Origin of the sequence: Pseudoalteromonas sp. S2721, from assembly GCF_005887425.1 — a bacterium.
GTDB classification, from domain to species: Bacteria; Pseudomonadota; Gammaproteobacteria; order Enterobacterales; family Alteromonadaceae; genus Pseudoalteromonas; species Pseudoalteromonas simplex.
Window position 1 is genome coordinate 1 of the sequence record NZ_PNCZ01000019.1, and the last position, 21,564, is coordinate 21,564.

Annotated in this window: 22 protein-coding genes; 9 read left to right on the forward strand and 13 right to left on the reverse strand. The window is 41.3% G+C overall.

The window, feature by feature from the left end:
* Positions 1 to 193: 193 nt before the first annotated feature.
* Genes CWC02_RS08835 through CWC02_RS08845 form a run of 3 tightly spaced genes read left to right on the forward strand, consistent with a single transcriptional unit; the run spans position 194 to position 5,157 of the window.
* Positions 194 to 1,828, forward strand: coding sequence for a response regulator (locus CWC02_RS08835; protein ID WP_138617748.1), 1,635 nt, complete (start codon positions 194 to 196; stop codon positions 1,826 to 1,828).
* 21 nt (positions 1,829 to 1,849) lie between these two features.
* Positions 1,850 to 3,211 carry an extracellular solute-binding protein gene (locus tag CWC02_RS08840; RefSeq protein WP_138599981.1) on the forward strand — a complete coding sequence of 454 codons (1,362 nt, stop codon included), beginning with the start codon at positions 1,850 to 1,852 and terminating at the stop codon, positions 3,209 to 3,211.
* Positions 3,208 to 5,157 carry an ATP-binding protein gene (locus tag CWC02_RS08845; protein ID WP_054553708.1) on the forward strand — a complete coding sequence of 650 codons (1,950 nt, stop codon included), beginning with the start codon at positions 3,208 to 3,210 and terminating at the stop codon, positions 5,155 to 5,157. The genes CWC02_RS08840 and CWC02_RS08845 overlap by 4 nt, the downstream gene beginning before the upstream one ends.
* An 18-nt stretch (positions 5,158 to 5,175) precedes the next feature.
* Here the strand turns inward: CWC02_RS08845 and msrB are convergent, their stop codons facing one another.
* The 11 genes from msrB to CWC02_RS08900 form a co-directional block, all read right to left on the reverse strand.
* Entirely contained in the window at positions 5,176 to 5,619 is a 444-nt protein-coding gene (gene msrB / locus CWC02_RS08850) for a peptide-methionine (R)-S-oxide reductase MsrB (RefSeq protein WP_138599983.1), read from the reverse strand.
* 80 nt (positions 5,620 to 5,699) lie between these two features.
* Positions 5,700 to 6,152: a hypothetical protein gene (locus CWC02_RS08855; RefSeq protein WP_138617750.1), complete on the reverse strand. Its 453-nt coding sequence runs from the start codon at positions 6,150 to 6,152 to the stop codon at positions 5,700 to 5,702.
* Positions 6,153 to 6,161: 9 nt separating this feature from the next.
* Positions 6,162 to 6,650: a DUF2919 domain-containing protein gene (locus CWC02_RS08860; RefSeq protein ID WP_054553711.1), complete on the reverse strand. Its 489-nt coding sequence runs from the start codon at positions 6,648 to 6,650 to the stop codon at positions 6,162 to 6,164.
* Complete coding sequence (locus tag CWC02_RS08865; protein WP_138617752.1) at positions 6,647 to 6,991, reverse strand: DUF3392 family protein; 345 nt, start codon at positions 6,989 to 6,991, stop codon at positions 6,647 to 6,649. Before CWC02_RS08865 ends, CWC02_RS08860 begins: the two co-directional genes overlap by 4 nt.
* Positions 6,984 to 9,005: an NAD-dependent DNA ligase LigA gene (gene ligA, locus CWC02_RS08870; protein ID WP_138617754.1), complete on the reverse strand. Its 2,022-nt coding sequence runs from the start codon at positions 9,003 to 9,005 to the stop codon at positions 6,984 to 6,986. The genes CWC02_RS08865 and ligA overlap by 8 nt, the downstream gene beginning before the upstream one ends.
* A gap of 82 nt (positions 9,006 to 9,087) precedes the next feature.
* The gene (gene zipA, locus CWC02_RS08875; protein ID WP_138617756.1) at positions 9,088 to 9,822 is read right to left on the reverse strand and encodes a cell division protein ZipA; all 735 of its coding nucleotides are present in this window, start codon (positions 9,820 to 9,822) and stop codon (positions 9,088 to 9,090) included.
* A gap of 33 nt (positions 9,823 to 9,855) precedes the next feature.
* Positions 9,856 to 13,254: a chromosome segregation SMC family protein gene (locus CWC02_RS08880; RefSeq protein WP_138617758.1), complete on the reverse strand. Its 3,399-nt coding sequence runs from the start codon at positions 13,252 to 13,254 to the stop codon at positions 9,856 to 9,858.
* 60 nt (positions 13,255 to 13,314) lie between these two features.
* Entirely contained in the window at positions 13,315 to 14,046 is a 732-nt protein-coding gene (locus tag CWC02_RS08885) for an RNA methyltransferase (protein WP_138617760.1), read from the reverse strand.
* A 129-nt stretch (positions 14,047 to 14,175) separates the two neighbouring features.
* A complete protein-coding gene (locus tag CWC02_RS08890; protein WP_054553717.1) occupies positions 14,176 to 14,622 on the reverse strand; it encodes a flavodoxin in 447 nt (148 codons plus the stop codon).
* Positions 14,609 to 15,382 (reverse strand): tRNA pseudouridine(65) synthase TruC, encoded by a 774-nt coding sequence (gene truC / locus CWC02_RS08895; RefSeq protein ID WP_138617762.1) that lies wholly within the window; start codon positions 15,380 to 15,382, stop codon positions 14,609 to 14,611. The genes CWC02_RS08890 and truC overlap by 14 nt, the downstream gene beginning before the upstream one ends.
* Position 15,383: 1 nt before the next feature.
* Positions 15,384 to 15,698 (reverse strand): YqcC family protein, encoded by a 315-nt coding sequence (locus CWC02_RS08900; RefSeq protein WP_054553719.1) that lies wholly within the window; start codon positions 15,696 to 15,698, stop codon positions 15,384 to 15,386.
* Positions 15,699 to 15,804: 106 nt separating this feature from the next.
* On the opposite strand from CWC02_RS08900, the gene CWC02_RS08905 reads away from it, so the two are divergent.
* Together CWC02_RS08905 and CWC02_RS08910 are read left to right on the forward strand one after the other, a co-directional pair.
* Positions 15,805 to 16,833 (forward strand): DUF3549 family protein, encoded by a 1,029-nt coding sequence (locus CWC02_RS08905; RefSeq protein ID WP_138617764.1) that lies wholly within the window; start codon positions 15,805 to 15,807, stop codon positions 16,831 to 16,833.
* Positions 16,834 to 17,133 (forward strand): DUF3301 domain-containing protein, encoded by a 300-nt coding sequence (locus tag CWC02_RS08910; RefSeq protein ID WP_062569953.1) that lies wholly within the window; start codon positions 16,834 to 16,836, stop codon positions 17,131 to 17,133.
* A 676-nt stretch (positions 17,134 to 17,809) separates the two neighbouring features.
* On the opposite strand, the gene CWC02_RS08915 is transcribed toward CWC02_RS08910, so the two are convergent.
* Positions 17,810 to 18,457 carry a GNAT family N-acetyltransferase gene (locus tag CWC02_RS08915; protein WP_054563618.1) on the reverse strand — a complete coding sequence of 216 codons (648 nt, stop codon included), beginning with the start codon at positions 18,455 to 18,457 and terminating at the stop codon, positions 17,810 to 17,812.
* A 147-nt stretch (positions 18,458 to 18,604) separates the two neighbouring features.
* On the opposite strand from CWC02_RS08915, the gene CWC02_RS08920 reads away from it, so the two are divergent.
* The 3 genes from CWC02_RS08920 to CWC02_RS08930 all read left to right on the forward strand — a co-directional run bounded on the left by CWC02_RS08920 (position 18,605) and on the right by CWC02_RS08930 (position 20,030).
* Complete coding sequence (locus CWC02_RS08920; RefSeq protein ID WP_036969581.1) at positions 18,605 to 18,835, forward strand: DUF2789 domain-containing protein; 231 nt, start codon at positions 18,605 to 18,607, stop codon at positions 18,833 to 18,835.
* A gap of 155 nt (positions 18,836 to 18,990) precedes the next feature.
* Positions 18,991 to 19,257 carry a hypothetical protein gene (locus CWC02_RS08925; RefSeq protein ID WP_054553723.1) on the forward strand — a complete coding sequence of 89 codons (267 nt, stop codon included), beginning with the start codon at positions 18,991 to 18,993 and terminating at the stop codon, positions 19,255 to 19,257.
* Positions 19,257 to 20,030: a Zn-ribbon-containing protein gene (locus CWC02_RS08930; protein WP_138599993.1), complete on the forward strand. Its 774-nt coding sequence runs from the start codon at positions 19,257 to 19,259 to the stop codon at positions 20,028 to 20,030. The genes CWC02_RS08925 and CWC02_RS08930 overlap by 1 nt, the downstream gene beginning before the upstream one ends.
* A 61-nt stretch (positions 20,031 to 20,091) precedes the next feature.
* Here the strand turns inward: CWC02_RS08930 and syd are convergent, their stop codons facing one another.
* Positions 20,092 to 20,631, reverse strand: a complete 540-nt coding sequence (syd, locus tag CWC02_RS08935) for a SecY-interacting protein (RefSeq protein ID WP_054563617.1) — start codon at positions 20,629 to 20,631, stop codon at positions 20,092 to 20,094.
* Positions 20,632 to 20,690: 59 nt separating this feature from the next.
* Between syd and queF the strand changes: the two genes are divergently transcribed.
* Positions 20,691 to 21,536, forward strand: coding sequence for an NADPH-dependent 7-cyano-7-deazaguanine reductase QueF (queF, locus tag CWC02_RS08940; RefSeq protein WP_054553726.1), 846 nt, complete (start codon positions 20,691 to 20,693; stop codon positions 21,534 to 21,536).
* The last annotated feature ends 28 nt before the right edge of the window (positions 21,537 to 21,564 follow it).

Here is a 21,564-nt window from a genome sequence, read left to right on the forward strand (position 1 = left end):
TTCAAGTCCAGTACCACCCACCACATATAACAACCGCTTCTACTATCTAACTTCTAAAGTCTATTACTCACTTCTCACTTTATTGATATAGCCCAAAGCTAAACTTTAAATCGTTGCAAAAGCTGTAATTTGCCTTGTCAGCAGCTAGACTGTTTATTATAGTCACTGTTAACAATACTCGGTCGCAAGTCTAATGCCCGCAAAGATTTTTTCGAAAGCCAAAATATTAATAGTCGAAGAGCAAGCACTTGCTCAGAGCTATATGAAGCAGTCTCTAGAGGGATTGGGGTTTCGTCAGTTGCGATTTGCAGAACACGCTATTGCTGCCAAAGAACAGTGTCAAATAGAACAGTTTGATCTCATTGTTTGTTCTTTTAATCTAAGTAAACACCAGGATGGCTATCAGCTTTATGAAGAACTTAAAGTTAAACGCCTAATTAAAAACTCCACAGGTTTTATATTTATATCTGCAGAAACCAGTGGTTCTTTGGTTCATAGTGTTTTAGAGCTGCAGCCGGATGATTTTCTTGTTAAACCTTTTACTATTTACGACTTAAAAAATAGAATTGAAAAAGTTTTATTGCGAAAGCATCATCTAAAAAATATATACCAGTTGATTGATGATGAAAACGACTCAAAAGCTATTAAGAGCATTGATCAATTACTACAAAACAAATCGAATAGTTACAGTGCGATTTTATTGAGATTAAAAGGCGATGCCCTACTTCGTTTAAACAGAAATGAACAAGCCAAAGCATTTTTCAAATCTGTGCTCGATATTCAAAAATTTACATGGGCAAAAGTTGGCTTAGTGGAAGCTTTAATTGCAAATAATGAGCATACTCTCGCTCATAGAATGTTGAGGACTATGCTACAAAGGAGTGAAACACGCTTAATAGCTCTGGATTTACTCGGAAAGTTAGAAATAAAGCTCAATAAATTTGATGATGCACAGCTTTTTTTCAGCCAAGCTGTTGAAATTGCACCTCGCAATATCGAGAGGCAAAAAACGCTTAGCCATGTTTCATTACTTAATCATGACTACGAGAAAAATTATTTAACCCAAAAAGATATAGCTAGTTATGCTAAACACTCAATTCACGACAACCCTGATGTGTACCTAAATGCGGCTCGTGCAGGGATTGATTTTGCCTTAACGACGGATCAAACCGATCAAGTTAATCGCATTTCAAGACAAACAAATCAATATTTGAGTGATTTAAAAAAACAATTTCCGAATAGTAATAATCAAACACAAATTGATGTTCTTAACGCACGTTTACATTATTTAAAAGATGAACATCAAAAGGCTAAAGCACTTATCAATCAACTTGATGAAAGTGACACTCAGATTCGTTCTGTAGATGGAGCGCTCGATAAAGCGAAAGCGTTTCATGAGCTTGGTTTTCACCATAAAGCACAGATGCTGTTTAACCAAATAATAACTCACTGTGAACGCCACCCGTCAGTAAGCGATCCGGTGTATTTACGTTATATTCAACAACAGCAAACTGAGCGACGTGATATTAAGCTTGGCCCGAAAGAGCTCAATAACCACGCTGTAACGCAGTTTAATAAAGGCCAGCTCAATACTGCGCTTGAGGCATTCACACAAGCATTTAGAATTATGCCTAAAAATGCCAGTATTGCGTTAAATCTGCTACAGTGTTTATTTGACACAAACAGTCAAGGGCAGTCTTTCAACTTAATGCTTGCAAGAAAGTGCTACACCCTCTTAGCGTCTCAGTCTTTAGAAGATGAACAAGCTATAAGGTTTGATAAAATAAAAGCACAAGCTGCCAAGTTAAATATCAAGCTTTCTGAATAACCCTCTTCGTGGAGCATCTTTTTGAAATTAATAAAGCATCTCCTTATTGCATCTTTCATAATTACAAGCCCTATTTGTTCAGCTTCTGCAATGTTGCAATATTGGCAGCAAGCCAAAATAAACTGGCAAAGTGAGTCTGGTACACATATCAACATATTAGCAGATGAGCAGCCTGCATTTTTGGCCCTAAAACCATATATCCCTCTATTTGAAGAGTTAACAGGGATATCTGTAGGTTTTCATGCCTTAGAACAATCTCAAATGCGTGTTCGTCGCCACCAAGATTTAAGTATGCATACAGGCCTCTATGATGTACTGCCAATGGGTATAACCTTTTTGGGTGAAGCACAAAGTCGAGGCTGGATAGATCCCCTACAACCCTATATTGATAACCCAAAACTCACAGACAAAGCTTGGTATCAGTTAGAAGATATTAGCGAACGTAGCTTGGCTCTTTGTAAAATCAATGGCGCTTTATACTCGTTACCATTTGATTTTTCTGCACCGATTTATTTTTATCGTAAAGATCTGTTCGAGCACTTTAACTTAGCGGTACCCGACACGTACGAGCAACTACAAGAGACTAAAATTAAGCTTCAAAAGGCAATTGACCGCACCCCATCTTTAAATGGCATGCACGCATTTGCCTCCCGAACTCTGCCAGGTGCAGGATTAAACACTTGGACAGTGTTACCCATTATGCGTGCTTATGGTGCTGAAGTAATTGACGCGCAAGGTCAGTCTGTTTTTGATAGCCCTCAAACAGCACAAAGTCTGCAAGCATACCGAGACCTTGTAACGGGATTCGGCAATCCTGATAACAGTCGCTTGCTGCACTTTTATGAAATTCGTCGACTATTTAAAGAAGGTCAACTTGCTTCGGCGTTTTTAGCCTCTCATTTTTATAATGAAATAGATACCGCTGAAGAGTCAGATATTTGGAATAAATGGGAAGCCGCGCCGTTACCAGCCGGTCCAGTCGCCCGTGAAACATCTCCTTGGTCTTGGGCATTCGCAATTAATAACCAATCAAATCAAAAAAAGGCAGCGTGGTTATTTATTCAGTGGGCAACCAGTGAGCAAACAGCGGCATTATTAAGTACAGGCGGCTCACCGCCAAGACAAAAGGTGTGGCACGAGAAACTATTTACTCTCGTAAACAAACCAGGCTTTAATAAAGCCATGTTATGGGTATTTGAGCATGCTACTCCTGACCGTTTACAAGCTGGGATGGTTGAGTTTCCAGTTGTCGGTGAGCTTATATCGCAAACATTTAGTCAAATTTTTTATGGAGCAGACATAAAGCAATCAATAAAAGCTACTGATGCAAAAATTAATGTTAATATGCGGGCATTACAGACAAGGAGTGAAAATAAACAATGAGAGTCAGTATTGCTCATAAAATCCTACTCATTATTGGGTTTACTATTACGTTGATTTTAGGGGTAAGTACAACTTTACATGTTATTGAGTTAAAAGAGCAAACCTTGCTGAATATGAGTGAAAAAGCTAATGCCATCGTTTCACCTATGCTCTCAGAGATAAAGACCCTTACAAAAGACAATACAGTAGGTAGTTGGGTTTTAAAAATTCAAGGCATCACTCTTAAAGGTATTCTGGCAAATAATACATTTGATGATTTAAAGACAATCTACTTTATCGATCAGAATAACTTTATTGCCGCTCACCCTGATTACAGCAAAGTCGATACCTTAGAAACAAATCAAACGATAATAAAGCAGCTCAATCCAAAACAAAATTCTATCATCACTTTAGATCAACAATATGCTGTAGCAGTTCCAATCAATAACGCCCAAGATGAAAATATTGGCTATGTTATTGTTAGTTTTTCAGATATTGATTTAACATTAAAAACTAAATCAATTATCAGCAATGCTGTATCACTGTTCGCAATTTACTTACTTACTGCATTACTCATTGCTTATATCATTATACGCCGAATTATTTTACAGCCTATTGAGCAATTAGTTGAGTTTTCGCATGCAGTTACCACTGGCGATCTAAATTGCCCAATAAATATTAAAAGTCGTGATGAAATTGGCACTCTTGCCAGTGGTTTTAAAATGATGCGTGCTGCCGTAAGACAACAAATAAACAGCATGCATGAGCAACATAGTCAATTAGAAGAAACCGTTGCAAAACGAACTCAAGAATACTTGGATGCCAAAGAGCAAGCCGAGCAGTCAAACCAAGCTAAGAGCAGGTTCTTAGCGAATATGTCACATGAGCTAAGAACACCGCTTAATGCAGTATTAGGCTTCAGCCAATTACTCCAAGACAGTGAAACTGATAAAAATAAACGCCGCTATTTAGAAGCCATTTCGATCTCTGGCAGCTCTCTGCTAAACGTCCTCAATGATATTCTTGATTTATCTAAAATTGATGCAGGAAAAATGCAGCTGGACATGGAAAGGGTCGAAATTCCGACGATGTGCCATGAACTAAGTATGATGTTTTTGCAGCTCAGCGCTCAAAAGGATCTAGATTTACAGATCACTTCACACCCTGAATTTAAAACCCCTGTTTTACTTGATAGCAATAAAGTTCGACAGGTACTGACAAACTTGATCAGTAATGCGATTAAATTTACCTCACATGGTAGCGTTAAAGTTCACTTTGACTTTGAAGAACGTGAAAATGATGGCCACATTAATATAAAAATTCATGTCAAAGATACTGGCAAGGGGATCCCAACCGATCAACAAGCGCTGATTTTTAATGATTTTGAGCAAGTTCAAGGGCAACGCAGTTCTGAATTTGGTGGCACTGGACTCGGTTTAGCTATATCTCATCGCTTTATAAAATTGATGGGTGGTGAACTATCTGTAATTAGTGAAAAAGATAAAGGTAGCGAGTTTATTGTATTGCTACCAAATATAGAATTTGCCGAATCAAAAACAGAGGTTAAACATCGAAATTACCCTGCTATTTCTAGCTATCATTTTAATCCAGCTCGTATATTGATAGTTGATGATATTCCATACAACCGTGAGTACTTGGAGTCATTTCTATCACGCTGGAGCTTTACAATAGATACAGCAATAAACGGTGAAGAGGCCTTGAAAAAGGTAGAAGAGAACCAACCTGATCTGATCATTATGGATCTAAAGATGCCAGTGATGGGTGGATTAGAAGCAAGTCAGCTAATTCGTAGTGATGATCGCTTTAAGCATATTCCAATCATTGCGGTTACAGCATCGGTATTAAAAGACGATAAGGCGCAATCGAGTATTTTGACAGACTACATAATTAGTAAGCCAATTCACCGTGAGCACCTTATTTTCATCATTGCCCAGTACCTAGATTAAGTATGGGTTAAACACGCATTAGTCGCGTTTTTTCATCGCTATGGCATTCATGCAATAGCGTAAACCACTTGGCGGCGGGCCATCGGGGAATACATGTCCTAAATGTGCATCGCAAACATTACAAATAGCTTCAATACGCTGCATACCATGGCTAGAGTCCGCGATATAGGCAATGCTTTCAACACTGCTTGGCTGAGTAAATGACGGCCAGCCGGTGCCACTATCGAACTTTTCATCACCGTCAAATAGTAAGTTGTCACAACATACACACGCATATTGACCAGGTTCAAATATCGTACATGAATCAGAGCTGTGAGGACGTTCGGTGCCTTTTAAACGGGTTACATAGAATGCATCTTGTTCAAGCTCGGCTTGCCATTCGGATGGCGATTTTTCGACTCGACGTGGAGGTGTTGGGTTGCCGTTATGGGCAAACTCTAAAATATCTTGCCAAGTTAACATAGTGCTCCCTCAGGGTTGAATACAACAGTTGCACAGTACATCACAAGCCCTACTAAGGGCAAGCAGCATGCGTCTAGTGATTAATGTGTTTGCAGCCGGATATCTATTTGTGCACGTTCACGCTCAGAAAGTAGCTGTGCTAAATGGCTATTAATTTGGCTGCTAGCAACACTCAATACTGCAGTTATTTGCTGGTCGTTGACATCCGTTACATGGATTATACCTTCGCCGATTTCAATCTGCTTAATTTGGCCAATTAAAACAAACTCAGCTTTGCGTTTAAAATCGAATAAACCAGCCAGACTTATCAGCGCTAGCTGATTTACATCACGCTTTAGTAAATCAGTAATGGGGTTACGCGCTACAAATAACGGAGTCACTCGATATAAGCTTGATAACGTAATAAAGCCCCATAACATCACAAACAACGAAAATGCAGCACTGTGCCAAAGTGGCGTAAATACCCATAAAGCAATTAATACCAGCGCGATAGTGAGTGAAATTTTTGCTAAAAGCTTATTAATTGCCAACATATTGCAGCCCTACTTTTTTTCAATTGGATCTGGCCAATCATTAAAAAAGACCGACAGATATCTGCTTTTTAATAAATATAACAGTACCCATAACACCAGTACCATTTGACAGGCTAAAAAAAACGAAAACTGATAATGACTGTGCGCAGCCTGATAGGTTAACCAACTTAAATCTGTGATGGCACACAAAATTAATGGCCAGCGCATAAAGCGCCATATAGACGCGAGACGTTTTGCACTTTCAGCATTTTCTTGAGGTCGGCGTAAACAAAAGATCACCGCCGGTAATAAGGCGATTGCTGCTATAGCAATGGCTGTAAAGAAATCGCTTTTCGACTTAAAAAACAGCGACATGATATCTAAATCAGGGCGACGGCTGAGCGCCGCCATAATCCATATAAAGTAACTGCGTAACAACACTAACAACGTTAAATGAAACGCTACTGGGGTTCGATAAGCGCCATGTTTATCCCAGTATTCTGGCCCGTAGCGATTCATATTTGGTTCTTCTTATCGGCAATGATGCCAAGTACAAAAAACGCGGCTGTAAGTGTAAGAGCCAGCCATTTAACACCGAGTAGCATTAGCAACTTACTTAAAAATGGAGTTACAAACACCACAAGTAAGCCCATCCCAAACCCAGTGACTAGCACAAAGCAAAGCACGCGTATAATAAAGTGACGACGCGCGACAAAGCGCTTGGTCACTTTAATAATGTCGTTTGCATACAAGGATAAAAAGCACACCACCAGCAGTAATGAAATATTGTAAAGGTGTGGTTGCAGCCAGCTGCCGATTGTTAAAGCAACTGACGACATTGCCTGCAAGAGACTATCCATTGTGCTCACTTAAAAGCGCAATAAGGTCAGCCTCAGTTAACACATCAATGCCTAAGTCTTGTGCTTTGGTTAATTTTGAGCCCGCTTTTTCACCTGCAATCAGCGCATCTGTTTTAGCAGATACACTACCCGATACTTTTGCACCTAACGCTTGTAAACGCGCTTTTGCATCATTACGGTTAAGCTCGCTCAATGTGCCGGTTAGTACGTAAGTTAAGCCCGCTAATGGCTGCGCATCGGCGCTCGGCGCGGTTAATTCTGGCCAGTGAATACCTTGCTCAACTAACGTATTTACAACTGCCATATTGTGCTCTTCGCTAAAGAAGCCACGTACATGCTTAGCAACGATCTCACCTACGTCACTTACTTCAGTTAACGCATCAACGCTTGCTTGAGTGATTTTTTCTAGTGTTAAAAAGTGGTTTGCTAAGTTTTGCGCGGTTGCTTCACCCACTTCGCGAATACCTAACGAGTATAGGAATTTAGCTAAGGTTGTTTGCTTAGCATCTTGCAGCGCATTAACTAAGTTCTTAGCAGACTTAGGACCCATTCGCTCTAGTGATTCAAAATGCCCTTGTTTAAGGATAAATAAATCAGCAGGCGTTTTGATAAGCTCACGATCAACGAGTTGATCAACAATTTTGTCGCCTAAACCATCAACATCAAGGGCTTTACGTGACGCAAAATGTTTAATTGCTTGCTTGCGCTGCGCTTGGCACACTAAACCACCAGTACAACGGGCAACCGCTTCACCTTCAATGCGCTCCACATGTGAGTCACAAATTGGGCAGGTAGCAGGAAATTCAATGTCTTTCGCATCGTCAGGGCGACGCTCATGGACAACTTGGGTAATTTGTGGAATAACATCACCCGCACGGCGAATAATCACAGTATCGCCAATTTTAACGCCTAAACGGGCAATTTCATCACCATTATGCAGCGTTGCGTTAGATACCGTTACGCCCCCCACAAATACCGGCTCTAATCGTGCTACAGGGGTAATTGCGCCAGTGCGCCCTACCTGAAACTCAACATCAAGTAATTGGGTGATTTCTTCTTGCGCAGGGAATTTAAAAGCAATTGCCCAGCGCGGCGCACGTGCCACAAAGCCTAAACGCTCTTGGTGTTTTTTGTCGTTAACTTTTATTACCACACCGTCAATTTCGTAGGCAAGGCTACTTCGACGCGTCAATATATCTTGGTAATAATCAAGTGCAGCTTGCTGGCCTTCAACCAGTTTTGTTTCTGGGCAAAGTGGTAAACCCCAATCGGTCAGTTTAGCCAGTTGTTGATAGTGATCTTCTGGTAACTGCCCATCGGCAACAAGCCCAGTGCTGTAGGCATAAAACATCAGTGGACGTTTTGCTGTTACTTTAGAGTCAAGCTGTCGTAAGCTACCAGCCGCAGCATTACGCGGGTTAACAAAGACTTTGTCGCCACGTTTTTCGGCTTCACTGTTTAGTTTGGCAAAACCGGCGCTGTCCATAAATACTTCACCGCGCACTTCAAGCTCTGCTGGAAAGTCATCGCCACGTAACTTAAGCGGCACATTACGAATTGTTTTCACGTTTTGGGTGATGTTTTCACCTACCATGCCATCGCCACGGGTAGCTGCTTGAACTAAAACCCCATCACGGTAAATAATTGATACCGCTAAACCATCAAGCTTTGGCTCACAACAAAAAGTCAGCTCCTTGTTGTCCATTAAACGCTCTTTGATACGGCGGTTAAAGGCGGCAAACTCTTCTTCTGAAAAGGCATTATCAAGTGACAGCATGGGCACTTGGTGAGTAACTTGCTCAAACTTATCAAGTGCTGCACCACCGACTTTTTGGCTTGGTGAGTCTGGGCTTTGAAACTCAGGATTAGCTTGCTCAAGGGCGCTTAATTCGCGCATTAAACGGTCATATTCAGCATCAGGAATGCTCGGTGCATCCAGCACATAATAATTATGGTTATGCTCTTCTAACTGGGCACGAAGTTGGCTAATTTGCTCAAAGATAGGGCTGGACATGAAAACCTCAAAAATCTACATAAAAAAGCCACTTCGACGACTTAACGCCAAGTGGCCTAATACTTATAGTCTGTGTGTGCGATTATGCTGAAAAGCTACGAACTTTCTCAACATACTCACGAACGCTTTCAACCGTCATTTCTTCACGGTTGCTATCTAAAATCGTTGCACCAAATTCATCGGCTAGCTTTTTAGCTGCGCTGTGCAACATGTTGAATGCACTTAGACCATCGCCATCACATGGTAAGGTCATAAATAAACTAACACCTGCGGTGCTGAACTGTTCCATATTATCAATATCGAACGTGCCTGGGTTGTACATATTCACTAAGCGGAATAACACAGGGCCTGTGCCTGCTGGGTCTAAGTGACGGTTAAAGAAACCTTCTTCAGAATACTTAAAGCCTAACATATTAACAGCTGGCAATAATTGGCTGCCATCCATTGTTAAACCTTCTGGCATTTGTAAATGCACAATAATGAAATCGGTTGGTGCTTGTGCATCAGCAGGCTCTTCTTCAGGTTCTTGTTGCGAAGCTTCTGCTTCTGGCTTTTCGACAACCTGTTCTGACACAGCTGGTTCGTCGTGACTTTCTGCTGAGAAGCTTAAATCTCCAAACTCTGGCTCATCACGCTCTTGCGATTTTGCAGTCGCAGGCTCTTGAACCTCACTGGATGTTTCCTTCGGTTCAACCCGCTCAACTGAAGGCGTATCTGGGCTGTCCTTTTTACGCACCGACCATAAGCCGTGAATTAATAAACCACCAATGACAAATACACTGATTACGATTAAAGCCCATCTTAATTCTTCGGCCATCCCCTCACCTTTATTATTTGATATGCCTAAATTTTATGCATGTGCCATTTGCACAGCTTGTTCTATATCTACAGCGACCATACGTGATACACCTGGTTCGGCCATAGTTACACCGGTCAATCTGCCTGCCATTTCCATAGCAATCTTGTTATGACTGATATAAATAAATTGTACTGATTGTGACATCTCTTCTACCAAACGGCAAAAACGACCCACGTTCGCATCATCCAATGGCGCATCCACTTCATCTAGCATACAGAATGGAGCTGGATTGAGCCTGAATATTGAAAACACCAATGATAATGCGGTCAGCGCTTTTTCTCCACCACTAAGCAGGTGAATTGTCGAATTTTTCTTGCCTGGTGGCCTTGCCATGATGCTCACCCCACTTTCAAGTAGATCATCACTGGTCAATTCAAGGTAAGCACTACCGCCACCAAACACTTTTGGGAATAACTCCCCAAAGTCTGTATTTACTTGTTCAAAGGTCGCCTTGAAACGATTTTTTGTTTCTCGGTCGATTTTTTGAATCGCCCCTTCAAGGGTATTTAATGCTTGTGTTAAGTCATCAAGCTGCTGATTTAAATAATCGCTGCGCTGTTTAGCCTGCTCAAACTCATCTATTGCCGCTAAGTTCACCGCGCCAAGTTCATTTAATGCTTGCGTGGTTTTTGTAAGCCTCGTTTGCATGCTATTTAAATTGGCATTGTCTGGCAGTTCTTCAAGTACTGTTTTTAAATTTTGTTCCAGTTCTTCAAGTGGCTCTAACGCAGCTTGCGCCTTCACGATTAAACTTTGCTCATCCAGCGCTAATGCTTGCAACAGCTCTTGTAACGTCACCAACTCAGTTTGCGATGATTTCAACGCTATTTGCTTATCAGCAAGCTCCTTTTTAGCTTGACTCAAGGCCGCTTGCAAGTTTTTCAGCTCAACGTCACTTTGTTGATGCTTTTCAAGCAATAGCATAATCTGCTCTGCTACTTCTTCAAGCGGGATCACTAGCTCTTCTAGTTGCTCGTTGAGCTCTAATACAGCTTCACTGGCAGCACTTTGGGCGGCATTTGCATGCTGTAGTTTGGTTTCGCTAAGTTGACACTCACTGCGAGCTTTTTGTTCAGTCAAATTAGCTTGATGGGCTTGCGTTTTATATTGCTCAAGCATAGAAGCCACTTGGCGATAGCGGTTATTTGCCTCACCTTGTTGGTGTTTTGCTTGCTCTAACTCAGTTTCAAGTTCTAATTGCTGCTCTAACAATTGCTCAAGTAAATACTGCTGCGTTTGTTGCTGTTCGTCAGCATTTTGCTTTTGCTCAGCCAGTAAGGTTTGACGCTGTTGCAACTTAATAAGCTGGTTTTGCCACTGGGTTTGCTGCTCTAATAGCATATCGCGTCGAGTGCAGGCCGATGCAATCTGCTGAGCTGCTTGGTGAATTCGCTCTCTGTATTGCTCTTTATCGGCGGTAAGTGTTTTTTTGTGAGCTAGATGCTCATTTAGCAATTGCTGCTTAGATTCTAATTGCTCGTTGAGCTCTTCATCTAACTGCTGTGCATCACTAAGCTGAGCATGCTTTAAAAGCAAAGAATTGTCGGCGTCTTTATTGGCATCGGTATGAAAGTTACGACCATGCATACAGCCCTCTTCATCAATCACAGCCAGCCAATATGGATCCGCCAAAATAGCGTCATCAAAACAAGGTTGAAATGCAAACCGGGCTAATAAATCAGGGTAAGCACCCGATTCGATATAATTAGCTAATGACTCTTTTGGTAACTCATCATCAGCTGCAGGCCAAACACTGTTAGGCTCTTTATGTTGACTGACCTTTAGATGCTCAAGGCCAAGTAGGGCTTGTTCAATTAGTGGCTCAAAGCCAGAAGCCACCTTTAACTGCGCCAATAGAGAGACACTTTCGCTATCGGTTTGCTCTGATAACACAGAATTAAGCGCAGCTATGCTGGCTCTATTTTCATTGCTGTGCTGCTGAACCCGCCTTAAATCCTGCTCTAAGTGCTGTTGTTCTTTATCCGCTTGCTCTAGATTTTGAGTGAGCTTATTTAGCGCACTTTGTTGCTGCGCAAGCTCCTTCGTCAGTGTTTGAATATGCTGTTGTTGCTCTGCAATTTGCGCTGCAACTGGGGTCGCTTCGAGTTCACTAATTTCAGCGGCAAGTTGTGTCTGCTGAGTTTCAAGTTGCGCAACAGTCTGGGCAAAGTGAGCCTGTTGATTCTTTGCAACATTAATATCACTGCTATGAGCTTGGCTTTTCTGTAAGGTACTTTGATATTGCTCATTGGCGCTTTGCGTTTGTTGCTGCTGTAGAGCAACTTGCTCTTCAACCTCTTCAACTTGCTCAGCGCACAGTAAACTTTGCTCAATCGCTTCTTGTAGCTGCTCTTGTAAAATGGCGGCTGAAGCGTGTTGCTCTTCTTGCAGCTCTTTATTTTGTAACTGCAGTTGTTGCTGTTTGATAAGGTTTTGGCTAAGTGTTTGCTGTTGCTGCTTTAAGCTGATCTGTTGCTGTTCTTTGCGGGTTAACTCTGTATGAGTTTGATGCTGAGCCTGCTGGGCGTCTTGCAGTTTTTGCTGCTCAAGTTGCACCTGATTTTCAAGACTTGCTAAAACATCATCGTGGCCAGAGTGCGCTTCTCTAAAGAACTGAATTTGCTCTTTAAGTTTATTGATTTGCTCAGCTTTATCGATTTGTTGTTGGTGTAACTTCTGCCACTTTAAAACCGCAATTTGCCCTTTTAAAGTGCGCTCAGTGGCTTTTAGCTCTCGGTATTTTTTTGCATCGACTGATTGCACTGCAAGCTTATCGAGCTGTGTTTGCAACTCTTGCCTTACATCAAGCAAACGTTCAAGGTTTTCGCGGGTACTTTTAATGCGGGTTTGCGTTTCACGACGACGCTCTTTGTATTTTGAAACCCCCGCAGCTTCTTCTAAAAAAACACGTAAGTCAGCCGGTTTGCTCTCTATTAAACGCGATATCATGCCCTGCTCAATAATCGCATAACTGCGCGGGCCAAGACCTGTGCCTAAAAAGATGTCGGTAATATCACGCTTACGGCATTTGCTGCCATTTAGAAAATAAATTGACTGGCCATCTCGAGTCACTAAGCGTTTGATCGCCACTTGGTTTCGATCAGCAAAGGTATTCGGTAAATGACCACTGGTGTTATCAAACACCAACTCAACAGAGGCTTGTGAAATTGGCTTTCGATTAGTTGAGCCGTTAAAAATAACATCGGTCATGGCATCGCCACGTAAGTTTTTAGCTGAGCTTTCACCTAGCACCCAACGCACTGCATCAATGACATTTGATTTGCCACAGCCGTTCGGGCCGACAACACACGTCATCTGATCAGGGAATGGGATCTTAGTGGGTTCAACAAACGATTTGAAACCCGCTAATTTTATGGTGCTTAAGCGCATCTAATTGTTTTACCGATTTTTATTGTTATTCTTCAATTTAACCCATTTTAGGGTAAAAGGTTAAGCGTGGCGCTTAAAATTATCTAAAATAATACCCGTTGCCATTGCAACATTAAGCGATTCTGCTTGGCCATAAGCCGGAATGGTTATTTTATCAGTAACTAAGCTTTCGCAATCAGCACGAATACCATGAGATTCACTGCCCATGAGTAATACGGCATCTTGTTTAAGAGCAGTTTTATGGATGTTCTCACCTTCTAAAAATGCACCATACACAGGGAGCTTTAGGCTTGGTAAGTAACTGGTTAAGTCGGTTTGTGTGACACTCACACGAGCAAATGAACCCATAGTTGCGCTGATGGTTTTCGGGTTATAAGCATCGGCACTGTCTGTGCTGGTAACAATATGCTTAATACCATACCAGTCAGCAACACGAATAATCGTGCCCAAATTCCCCGGATCCGACACGCCATCAAGGGCTAAAATAAGCCCTGATGTGGGTAATGCTTGCTGACTTGGCATATCAACAACAGCAATGGCTGCGTTGTTACTAACAAGCGTACTGGCTTTAGTTAGGCTGTCTTCGTCTGCTTCAATGACTTGATGGGCTGCAAGCGCTGTTTGATGCGCTGAAATAAATGCAGGAGTCGCAAAAATATGAGCAATACTTAAACCACTGTTTAGTAATTCAAGTACATTTTTTTCGCCTTGTACAAGGTACTGATTGTATTGCTTACGGTATTTCTTTTGACCTAATGCACGAATTAGTTTCAGTTGGTTTTTTGAAATCATAACAGCCTCATAAAATGATGGTTAAGTATATCACCAAGGTCACAGATTCTGTACTCGAAAAACCAAGGGGAAAGTGCCAATTGCTTATTCAATCAGCACTTTTAAGAGACACTAGCTAATTAAGAGGCATTAACTAATTTTCGTCAGCCACTCATTTAACCATGGCTCAGTTACAGGCCAAGGCTCAAAATCTTCACAGGCATCAATTTCTAAACGATGACCGACAGGTTTTGCCTGTAAATCACGAAACAGCTCATCAAAACTGCGACCTGCACCACAGAACGTATCGCCATAGCTGCGGTCACCCATAGCAATAATGCCGTATTGCTTGCCTGTTAACAGTGGGAATTGATCATTTAATTGGCTATATAAAGCGATTAAGTTATCAGGAATATCGCCCTGACCCGTCGTTGAAGTGATCACTAAAATATGTGACGCAGCCAGCATGTCATCAACCGTGGCATTTTCAACTAATTGCGCTTGATGCTCAGACTTTTCAATGACTTCAATAACTTGTTCGCTTAAACGCTCAGCACCGCCGTAAACACTGCCGACAAAAATACTAATGGTTGCCATAATAATCCTTTTCTTCTGTTGGCCAGCCAAGTTGCTGGCAAATCGTTAACATTGCATCGCCTAAAGGCGCTCTAATTGTTATTGGTTGCTTGCTATAAGGGTGCACAAACTTTAATTCAGAGGCAAATAACATTAACCGACGAAGTTTAAAATGCTCTCTAAAAAATTGATTATGCTGATTATCACCATGATTTACATCACCAATAATTGGCAATGATAAATGTTTTAAATGACGGCGTATTTGATGTTTGCGGCCAGTTTTTGGAAAACACTCCACCAGCGAGTAACGAACTGTTGGGTATTTACCAATTGGAATAGGCAAGCTTGCTTGGTGCAAACAATGAAATTGCGTTTGTGCTTCTTGCGGTGCTTTATTTTGATCAGCAAACTTGTCGGCGATTTTATCAAGCTCTTCTTTTAAAGGTTTATCTAAGAAGATTGATTCGTTTAAAAAGCCTCTTACTAAAGCTAAATAACGCTTTTCAATTTGCCCATCAATAAATAACTGATTCATATCACGGGCTGCTTCTGAACTTAACGCAAACAGTAATACGCCTGAGGTTGGTCTATCTAACCGATGTACAGGAAACACGTGTTGACCAATTTGGTCACGCAGCATTTGCATCGCAAATTGGGTTTCGTGTTTGTCTAAAAACGAACGGTGAACCAATAAACCAGATGGTTTATCAATCGCAATGTAATTTTCATCGCGGTACAGAATCGTTAACTCATCAAATTGTGGCTTAACAATCTCTTGCATCTTAGTCATCACTCAAAAGTTGATCGAGTTTTTGTAAAACGTTAATCACATCATTACCGCCGCTGTGTTGTGCCAGCATCATTTCAGCCATAGGCGCAATTGCAAAATTACGGGGTAAAGGCTGGGCATGTGCAATGAGGGTATGCATTTTTTCAAGAAAAACAAATTGCAGCCATTGCTCAAAAGCCATGGTGTCATGACAAAACGGTACACTAGAATTGAGTGCACTTGGGTCAATCGGTGTTGTTTGCCAAAGTGAATGGCGTTGTAATGTGGATTCTAATTCGCGCAGCAGCGCCAAAGTCTGTTGATGCATTGTAAAACTCTTAATACCTTTGTGCTTAGTATACCCTGTTCCAAGGCGCCATGGTATGGCGTATAATTCGCGGCTGATATAGATTAAATACGGTAATTGAGATTTTATGACTGAGCAGATCGCCACCTTAGGGCAACTTCTGGATGCAGCAGGTACCACTTGGCGTGCCTTCGATATTGGCAGACACATCACGAAATTAGACAAAAAACAATTTCTTGCCATTGAAGAAACAAAAATCCCTTACCCATACCCGCTTGCAGGTCATGCTTGGCTTGCTATTCAATTTTGGGATGTAAAAGCGTCTAAAGAACCTTATGTATGGTTTTTAAAATTCCCACTAGATGAGCAAAGCCGTCTTGTAAGCGCAAGCCGCGATCATTTCGCAAACATGGTAATTGAAGCGCTTGGTACAGAAATTACCGGTGAAAATGCCGAAGGCAAATTAGACAACAACCCGTATGTATTTACGCCAAACGCCAACAAGTTAGCGGCATTTAATGCACAGGTTAAATGTTTGCTTAAACAAAGTGCTTCACAGTATTACGAATATGCGCAGCTGTATTTTTCAGGCAAACTAGGATTTGATAATTGGCAAAGTGTTGCAGTACAAGGTATTGCAGACTTTGCGATGCGTTTAGATAACGACAACAATTTAGCAAATCTACAAGCCGCTTGGGGGCAATTACCAGTCGAAGTATTACAGCCGCTAAGTGCAATGCTTGAACATGTTGCAATCGAACCCGTGTTTGCAGAGCAATTGTTAGCCTATGGTTTAAAGGCGATAGAGCAAAAAGACGACATCGCCCTTGTAGCAGCCCTCAGAAGCTTATCAAAAACACCAGCACAAGGTTTAACTGCGCAACTTGTAGATGCTGTATTACGCTCTGATATGAACACCCAGTCAGATGTCCTATTAACAATTGCAGGGCGTTGTTTTAGCACGCTTGAAGACCCAGAACGCTTACATGTGTTTATGGATTGCTGTGCACACCACACTGAAATTGAACAACTGTTTGTGAGTATTTTCACCGATTTAGTTGCAATTCCTAGTATTCGCCCTCACCTACTAGGTTTATTAAGAAAAGAAAATCGTAGCGAAACTCTCGCTCGCGCAATTGGAAGGTTATTCTCGTAAATGGCAGGCTTGTGGACACTCATCATTATTGGCAGCATCATCTATTTTTTTTGGTTAAACAGAAAAGTAGCCGAAGCAGCTAATCTTCATGCACAAAGACAAATTGAGCAATTAAATGTGCAATTGATGAGTGTTGCTTGCAATAAACGCCGACTTGGTATTTTAAAAAGCGGCAAACCAGGTATCAAAAGCGAATTTATTTTTGAGTTTTCGAGTGATGGGCAAAGCGTGTATCAAGGCGTTTTGATCATGGAAAATGAATTACTTAAAAGTGTCGTAATACCGCCACATAAGATTTAAGTTGCGAGTTGCGAGTTGCGAGTTGCGAGTTATACAAGAATAATTGCAAGTGCGAGAAGTGCAACCTCCAGAAAGAACTAAGGCGTAGCTAATAGCCACGCCCCAATCTTGCTACTTCCATGATTAAGTATCCTTACTTATGCCGAAGCTGCCTTTTTATCTTTCCCCTGAACGGGTATACATCCGATACACCCACCATGCTACTTCATGTAACATTTAACACATCCTAGTGCCGTCCTCTTGCCGTCAATGGCTATCCACTTCGTTTTCCAAACGCTCCTTTAGCTTCCTGCTAAAATCATCCTTTGGTCAGTCCTTTTCAATCGCTCCGCGATTGTACTGCATCCTGGCAGCGTCCTCGTTCTTCCTTGCTTCCCTAGCTCTTGTCCCTTTGCTTCCTGCTAAGCATCTTGCTTTGTTGCCATAATCCTAATCCTTGGCATCAGTTCATTCATTGAACCTGCGTCTTCTTGACATGATTAAGTTTAGAGAAATGCGGATATCTTGGTAGGCATAAAAAGTAATTTTTTCTAAGTCACAAAAATGACAAAAACAATAAATCCTTTAAAATCATTGCAATAAGCAATTATAGGTACAAATTTAAAGGCATTAAACTGATAAAACGCACAGCAATGTGAGACTTATCGCACATTGCTATTTCCAAAACGTCCTTTGCTTAATTTGCAGCTTTGAACATCAAGTCACCTTCAACTTGGTTAAAGCTCAAGGCTTTGAACACCTCAAACCCTTCAGAGCTAAAGAATTCACGCTGTTCAGAGCGGGTAACAAATACAGCTAAACCACTTGCTTGATTGCTTGACTCAACTAAATCATCAAGCCCTCGTAGCAGATATCTGCCTAAACCTTGCCCCTGAAAATGTGGGTCAACGGCTATAAAGGCTAAAAACAGATAATGGCCTTTGCTTGAAAGCGCTTCGCGAATAGTACGCTCTTTTTCTATAAGCTGATTGGTTTGCAAGTAACCTGCACTGAGCATCAGTTTTAAGCGCCAATGCCAGTATCGCTCAGCTTGTAGTTCACTTGCCGAATCAAATACACAGGCAATGGCTTTTAATCTACTTTGTGAGTAAAGACCTATTAGAGGCTGTTTTTCTTGCCAGAAACTTGCTAGCTCTTCACGTACTAAAGCACGTAATTTAGTTTCATATTTACTTGGGTTATCTTGTTGAAAACCTAATACATTCTGAAGAACGGGATCATCATGATAGGCTTGATAAATAAGGCTTGCGGCAGTGCTGATATCTTCAGCACTCAGGTATTGCACACTTAAGGTTTCGGGTTCAGCAACTGTCAAAATACTCATCCTTTTATTTGTTTTATTATTTTCGTACTAGACTATAAGGTATATACCCAACGGTGATTAAAGACAAATTCAGCGTAAGTTAAACTGCGGTTCATCATCATTAAGTTCAAGCAGTAATAATTATCGCCATACACAAGGAGCAGAACTATGGATACGACAAAACATGATATTTCGACCCTATTTGCACAACTTGGTTTACCGAGCAAAGAAAGTGAAATAGATGCTTTTATAGCATCTCATCAACTGTCTGATACAACCCTATTGCAGGAAGCGCCTTTTTGGGATGAAGCTCAGCAACACTTTTTAGCAGAATCACTTGCAGAAGATGGTGCTTGGAGCGAGGTGATTGATGAATTAGACGCAAGGTTACGCCAGTAACGCCTGCGAGCTAATTAACAAGCTTAAATAACATTCTTTTAGCTCGTTAATTAGGAAAGTAATTTCACTCCACATCTATTATTGCTACCATACGCGCGCACTGCAGCCCATATACTGCGGTGCTTTTTAGTCTTTATAAAAGAGTTTATACAAAAATGAATGCCGTTGTATTTGATGCAATTAAAACCCTTCTTGATGAAGGTAAAACCCCAACAGTTGCCTTAACTAAAAGTAAGTTAACCCAACCTATGCCGATGCCTGTGATCATCGCTGCGGTTAGCCAATATAAAAACAATCCGGATTCAATTAATAATTTCATCAATAACCCGTCAAATGAACAACTGAGTACACCAAAAGAAAGTCAATTGGATCGTATTGAAGCTAAATTAGATAGGTTATTAGCACTGCTTGAGAAAAAATAATGTTTGTTGTCGATCTGACTTTTGATTGCTACCAAGATACTACCCTAGAGCTTGCTGAGCAGGCGATAAACCGCCTAGTGAATGCGCTTCGTTTTAACGGCCAAATAATTGGTGATGAATTTCCAACGGTTTTAAAAGATGGATTTTTCATTACTCGTGTAATGTGCCCAACCGAAGATGCGATGCATCCGCTCAACCATAGCCCGTTTGTAAAACATAGCATTGAGCAATTAAACACTGCAGGCTTACTGGCACCAAAAGTAAAAGTGGTCGGCCAAGACATTCACTCAAATGGCGCAGACATGTGTCATGATCCGTCGTGCTATATTTTGTATACCACGTACGTGCACACCTGTAGCCCACTTTATTGTGGTGATGACTTTTTGCCTGTGCCGTTATTTCGCATTCCAGCCATTGCCAACGGCGATTACAAAACACTCATTAAATGGCAAGAAGACTGGCAAGCGTGCGATCAAATTCAGATCAATGGTGCAACCCGTTGTGAATTTCCTGCGCTTGAAGAGCTAACTAGCATCAAGAGTGACTTATACCGCCGTGGTCGTGATATCACGAAACGTATTAGTTTTCTAACCAAGAAGCCGGTTTATTACTATTTATACCGTGTAGGCGGCGTTGATAAAGAGTCAGAGCTTAAACGTCGCTGCCCAAGCTGCGATGGCGAGTGGAAATTACCAGAGCCATGGTTTGGCTTATTTGATTTTCGTTGCGAGTCCTGTGGCATTGTTTCGAATATCTCGTGGGACTTTCAATAACCTAATAAAGGTAATAACCAGATACACGAAAGGGGCAACCGCCCCTTTTTACTTATTGAATTTACACCGTTACTTTGTCTAAAAACTCACTGATGCTATTCGCTAGCACATGATGTGGTTTTTTACCCACATACTCTAAGCAAACCTCACCGCTTTCGACTAATACAGTGATCAGCAGATCATCTTGCTCTGTAAGACCAATAAATACGGTTTCTGGCTGCTTTAGCTTGCGCTTCATTAACACGTGACCGGTAATATTTTGCTGTAAGCGGCTAAAATCATCTTCATTCCATGCTTGTAGCAGTTCAATGTGATGATCATCAATACTCAATAACAAATTACCCGCATAGACATGACCAAACAATGGGCTTAAATCTTCAGGAAACGATAACTCTAGTGCCTTGGCTAAGTCTTCTAAACTGCCAGCAGGTTGCTGTGGAACTGCACACCACTGAATAAGCCCCTGCTCATCTACTTCGCCCTGCTCACATGGACTTGGCCATGCTGTATCATGTTCAATAACAGGAAGCTTTCCTGTGCGTTCGAGGCATTTTTCACTAAATGCTTGATGTAACTTATCTAATTTTGTAGAAACAGACATACTGCGAAACTCATTGGCTTTAGGTATAATGCCGCCATTGTAACTACAAAAGTGTAAAGATGACAGATTACAGCAACTCACCCGAACTGAAAAACAGTGTTCTTGGTAAAAGCACAGAGTATGTAGATACCTACACACCCAGTTTACTGTTTCCTATTGCCCGTAAATTAAACCGTGATGCATTAGGTGTTAGCGAAGATAACTTACCTTTTAAAGGCCAAGATATTTGGACTGGCTATGAATTATCGTGGCTAAATAGCAAGGGTAAGCCAATGGTCGCTGTGGCAACGTTTGTATTTCCTTGTCAAAGCAGTCACATCATTGAGTCAAAGTCATTCAAATTGTACCTAAACAGCTTTAATCAAACACGTTTTGAGACGCCGGATGACGTACATCAAGCGCTTAGCAAAGACTTGTCAGATGCGGTAAATGCACCGGTGATCGTTACTTTATACCAAGCTGATGATTTCAATTGTTTGCCATTTTCAGCGTTACCGGGCGAATGTATTGATGATCTGGATATCGAAATCACTAGCTATGATATTGATGCCAGCTCACTTCGCCATAATGGTGATGAGATTGTCTCAGAAACCCTACATAGTCACTTACTAAAATCGAACTGTTTGATCACCTCACAGCCTGATTGGGCGAGTGTGATTATTCGTTATAAAGGCCAAGCGATTTGCCATGAAGCCTTATTAAAATATTTAATTTCGTTTAGAACTCACAACGAATTTCATGAACAATGTGTGGAGCGTATTTACTGCGATTTAATGCAGCAGTTAAACCTCGAAGAGCTTGAAGTGTATGCCCGTTATACACGCCGTGGCGGTTTAGATATCAACCCTTATCGCTCAACGAATCAAGATGAAACACCTTTCAAGGTAAAAATTAATCGCCAATAACTTTGGTGGCAATAAAAAACCGAGTTGT

What these genes read in the sequence shown, in the direction of transcription:
- CWC02_RS08835 (WP_138617748.1), top strand. Translation starts at nt 194, where the DNA reads ATGCCCGCAAAGATTTTTTCGAAAGCCAAAATATTAATAGTCGAAGAG.
- CWC02_RS08845 (WP_054553708.1), top strand. Translation starts at nt 3,208, where the DNA reads ATGAGAGTCAGTATTGCTCATAAAATCCTACTCATTATTGGGTTTACT.
- msrB (WP_138599983.1), bottom strand. Translation starts at nt 5,619, where the DNA reads ATGTTAACTTGGCAAGATATTTTAGAGTTTGCCCATAACGGCAACCCA.
- CWC02_RS08855 (WP_138617750.1), bottom strand. Translation starts at nt 6,152, where the DNA reads ATGTTGGCAATTAATAAGCTTTTAGCAAAAATTTCACTCACTATCGCG.
- CWC02_RS08860 (WP_054553711.1), bottom strand. Translation starts at nt 6,650, where the DNA reads ATGAATCGCTACGGGCCAGAATACTGGGATAAACATGGCGCTTATCGA.
- CWC02_RS08865 (WP_138617752.1), bottom strand. Translation starts at nt 6,991, where the DNA reads ATGGATAGTCTCTTGCAGGCAATGTCGTCAGTTGCTTTAACAATCGGC.
- ligA (WP_138617754.1), bottom strand. Translation starts at nt 9,005, where the DNA reads ATGTCCAGCCCTATCTTTGAGCAAATTAGCCAACTTCGTGCCCAGTTA.
- zipA (WP_138617756.1), bottom strand. Translation starts at nt 9,822, where the DNA reads ATGGCCGAAGAATTAAGATGGGCTTTAATCGTAATCAGTGTATTTGTC.
- CWC02_RS08880 (WP_138617758.1), bottom strand. Translation starts at nt 13,254, where the DNA reads ATGCGCTTAAGCACCATAAAATTAGCGGGTTTCAAATCGTTTGTTGAA.
- CWC02_RS08885 (WP_138617760.1), bottom strand. Translation starts at nt 14,046, where the DNA reads ATGATTTCAAAAAACCAACTGAAACTAATTCGTGCATTAGGTCAAAAG.
- CWC02_RS08890 (WP_054553717.1), bottom strand. Translation starts at nt 14,622, where the DNA reads ATGGCAACCATTAGTATTTTTGTCGGCAGTGTTTACGGCGGTGCTGAG.
- truC (WP_138617762.1), bottom strand. Translation starts at nt 15,382, where the DNA reads ATGCAAGAGATTGTTAAGCCACAATTTGATGAGTTAACGATTCTGTAC.
- CWC02_RS08900 (WP_054553719.1), bottom strand. Translation starts at nt 15,698, where the DNA reads ATGCATCAACAGACTTTGGCGCTGCTGCGCGAATTAGAATCCACATTA.
- CWC02_RS08905 (WP_138617764.1), top strand. Translation starts at nt 15,805, where the DNA reads ATGACTGAGCAGATCGCCACCTTAGGGCAACTTCTGGATGCAGCAGGT.
- CWC02_RS08910 (WP_062569953.1), top strand. Translation starts at nt 16,834, where the DNA reads ATGGCAGGCTTGTGGACACTCATCATTATTGGCAGCATCATCTATTTT.
- CWC02_RS08915 (WP_054563618.1), bottom strand. Translation starts at nt 18,457, where the DNA reads ATGAGTATTTTGACAGTTGCTGAACCCGAAACCTTAAGTGTGCAATAC.
- CWC02_RS08920 (WP_036969581.1), top strand. Translation starts at nt 18,605, where the DNA reads ATGGATACGACAAAACATGATATTTCGACCCTATTTGCACAACTTGGT.
- CWC02_RS08925 (WP_054553723.1), top strand. Translation starts at nt 18,991, where the DNA reads ATGAATGCCGTTGTATTTGATGCAATTAAAACCCTTCTTGATGAAGGT.
- CWC02_RS08930 (WP_138599993.1), top strand. Translation starts at nt 19,257, where the DNA reads ATGTTTGTTGTCGATCTGACTTTTGATTGCTACCAAGATACTACCCTA.
- syd (WP_054563617.1), bottom strand. Translation starts at nt 20,631, where the DNA reads ATGTCTGTTTCTACAAAATTAGATAAGTTACATCAAGCATTTAGTGAA.
- queF (WP_054553726.1), top strand. Translation starts at nt 20,691, where the DNA reads ATGACAGATTACAGCAACTCACCCGAACTGAAAAACAGTGTTCTTGGT.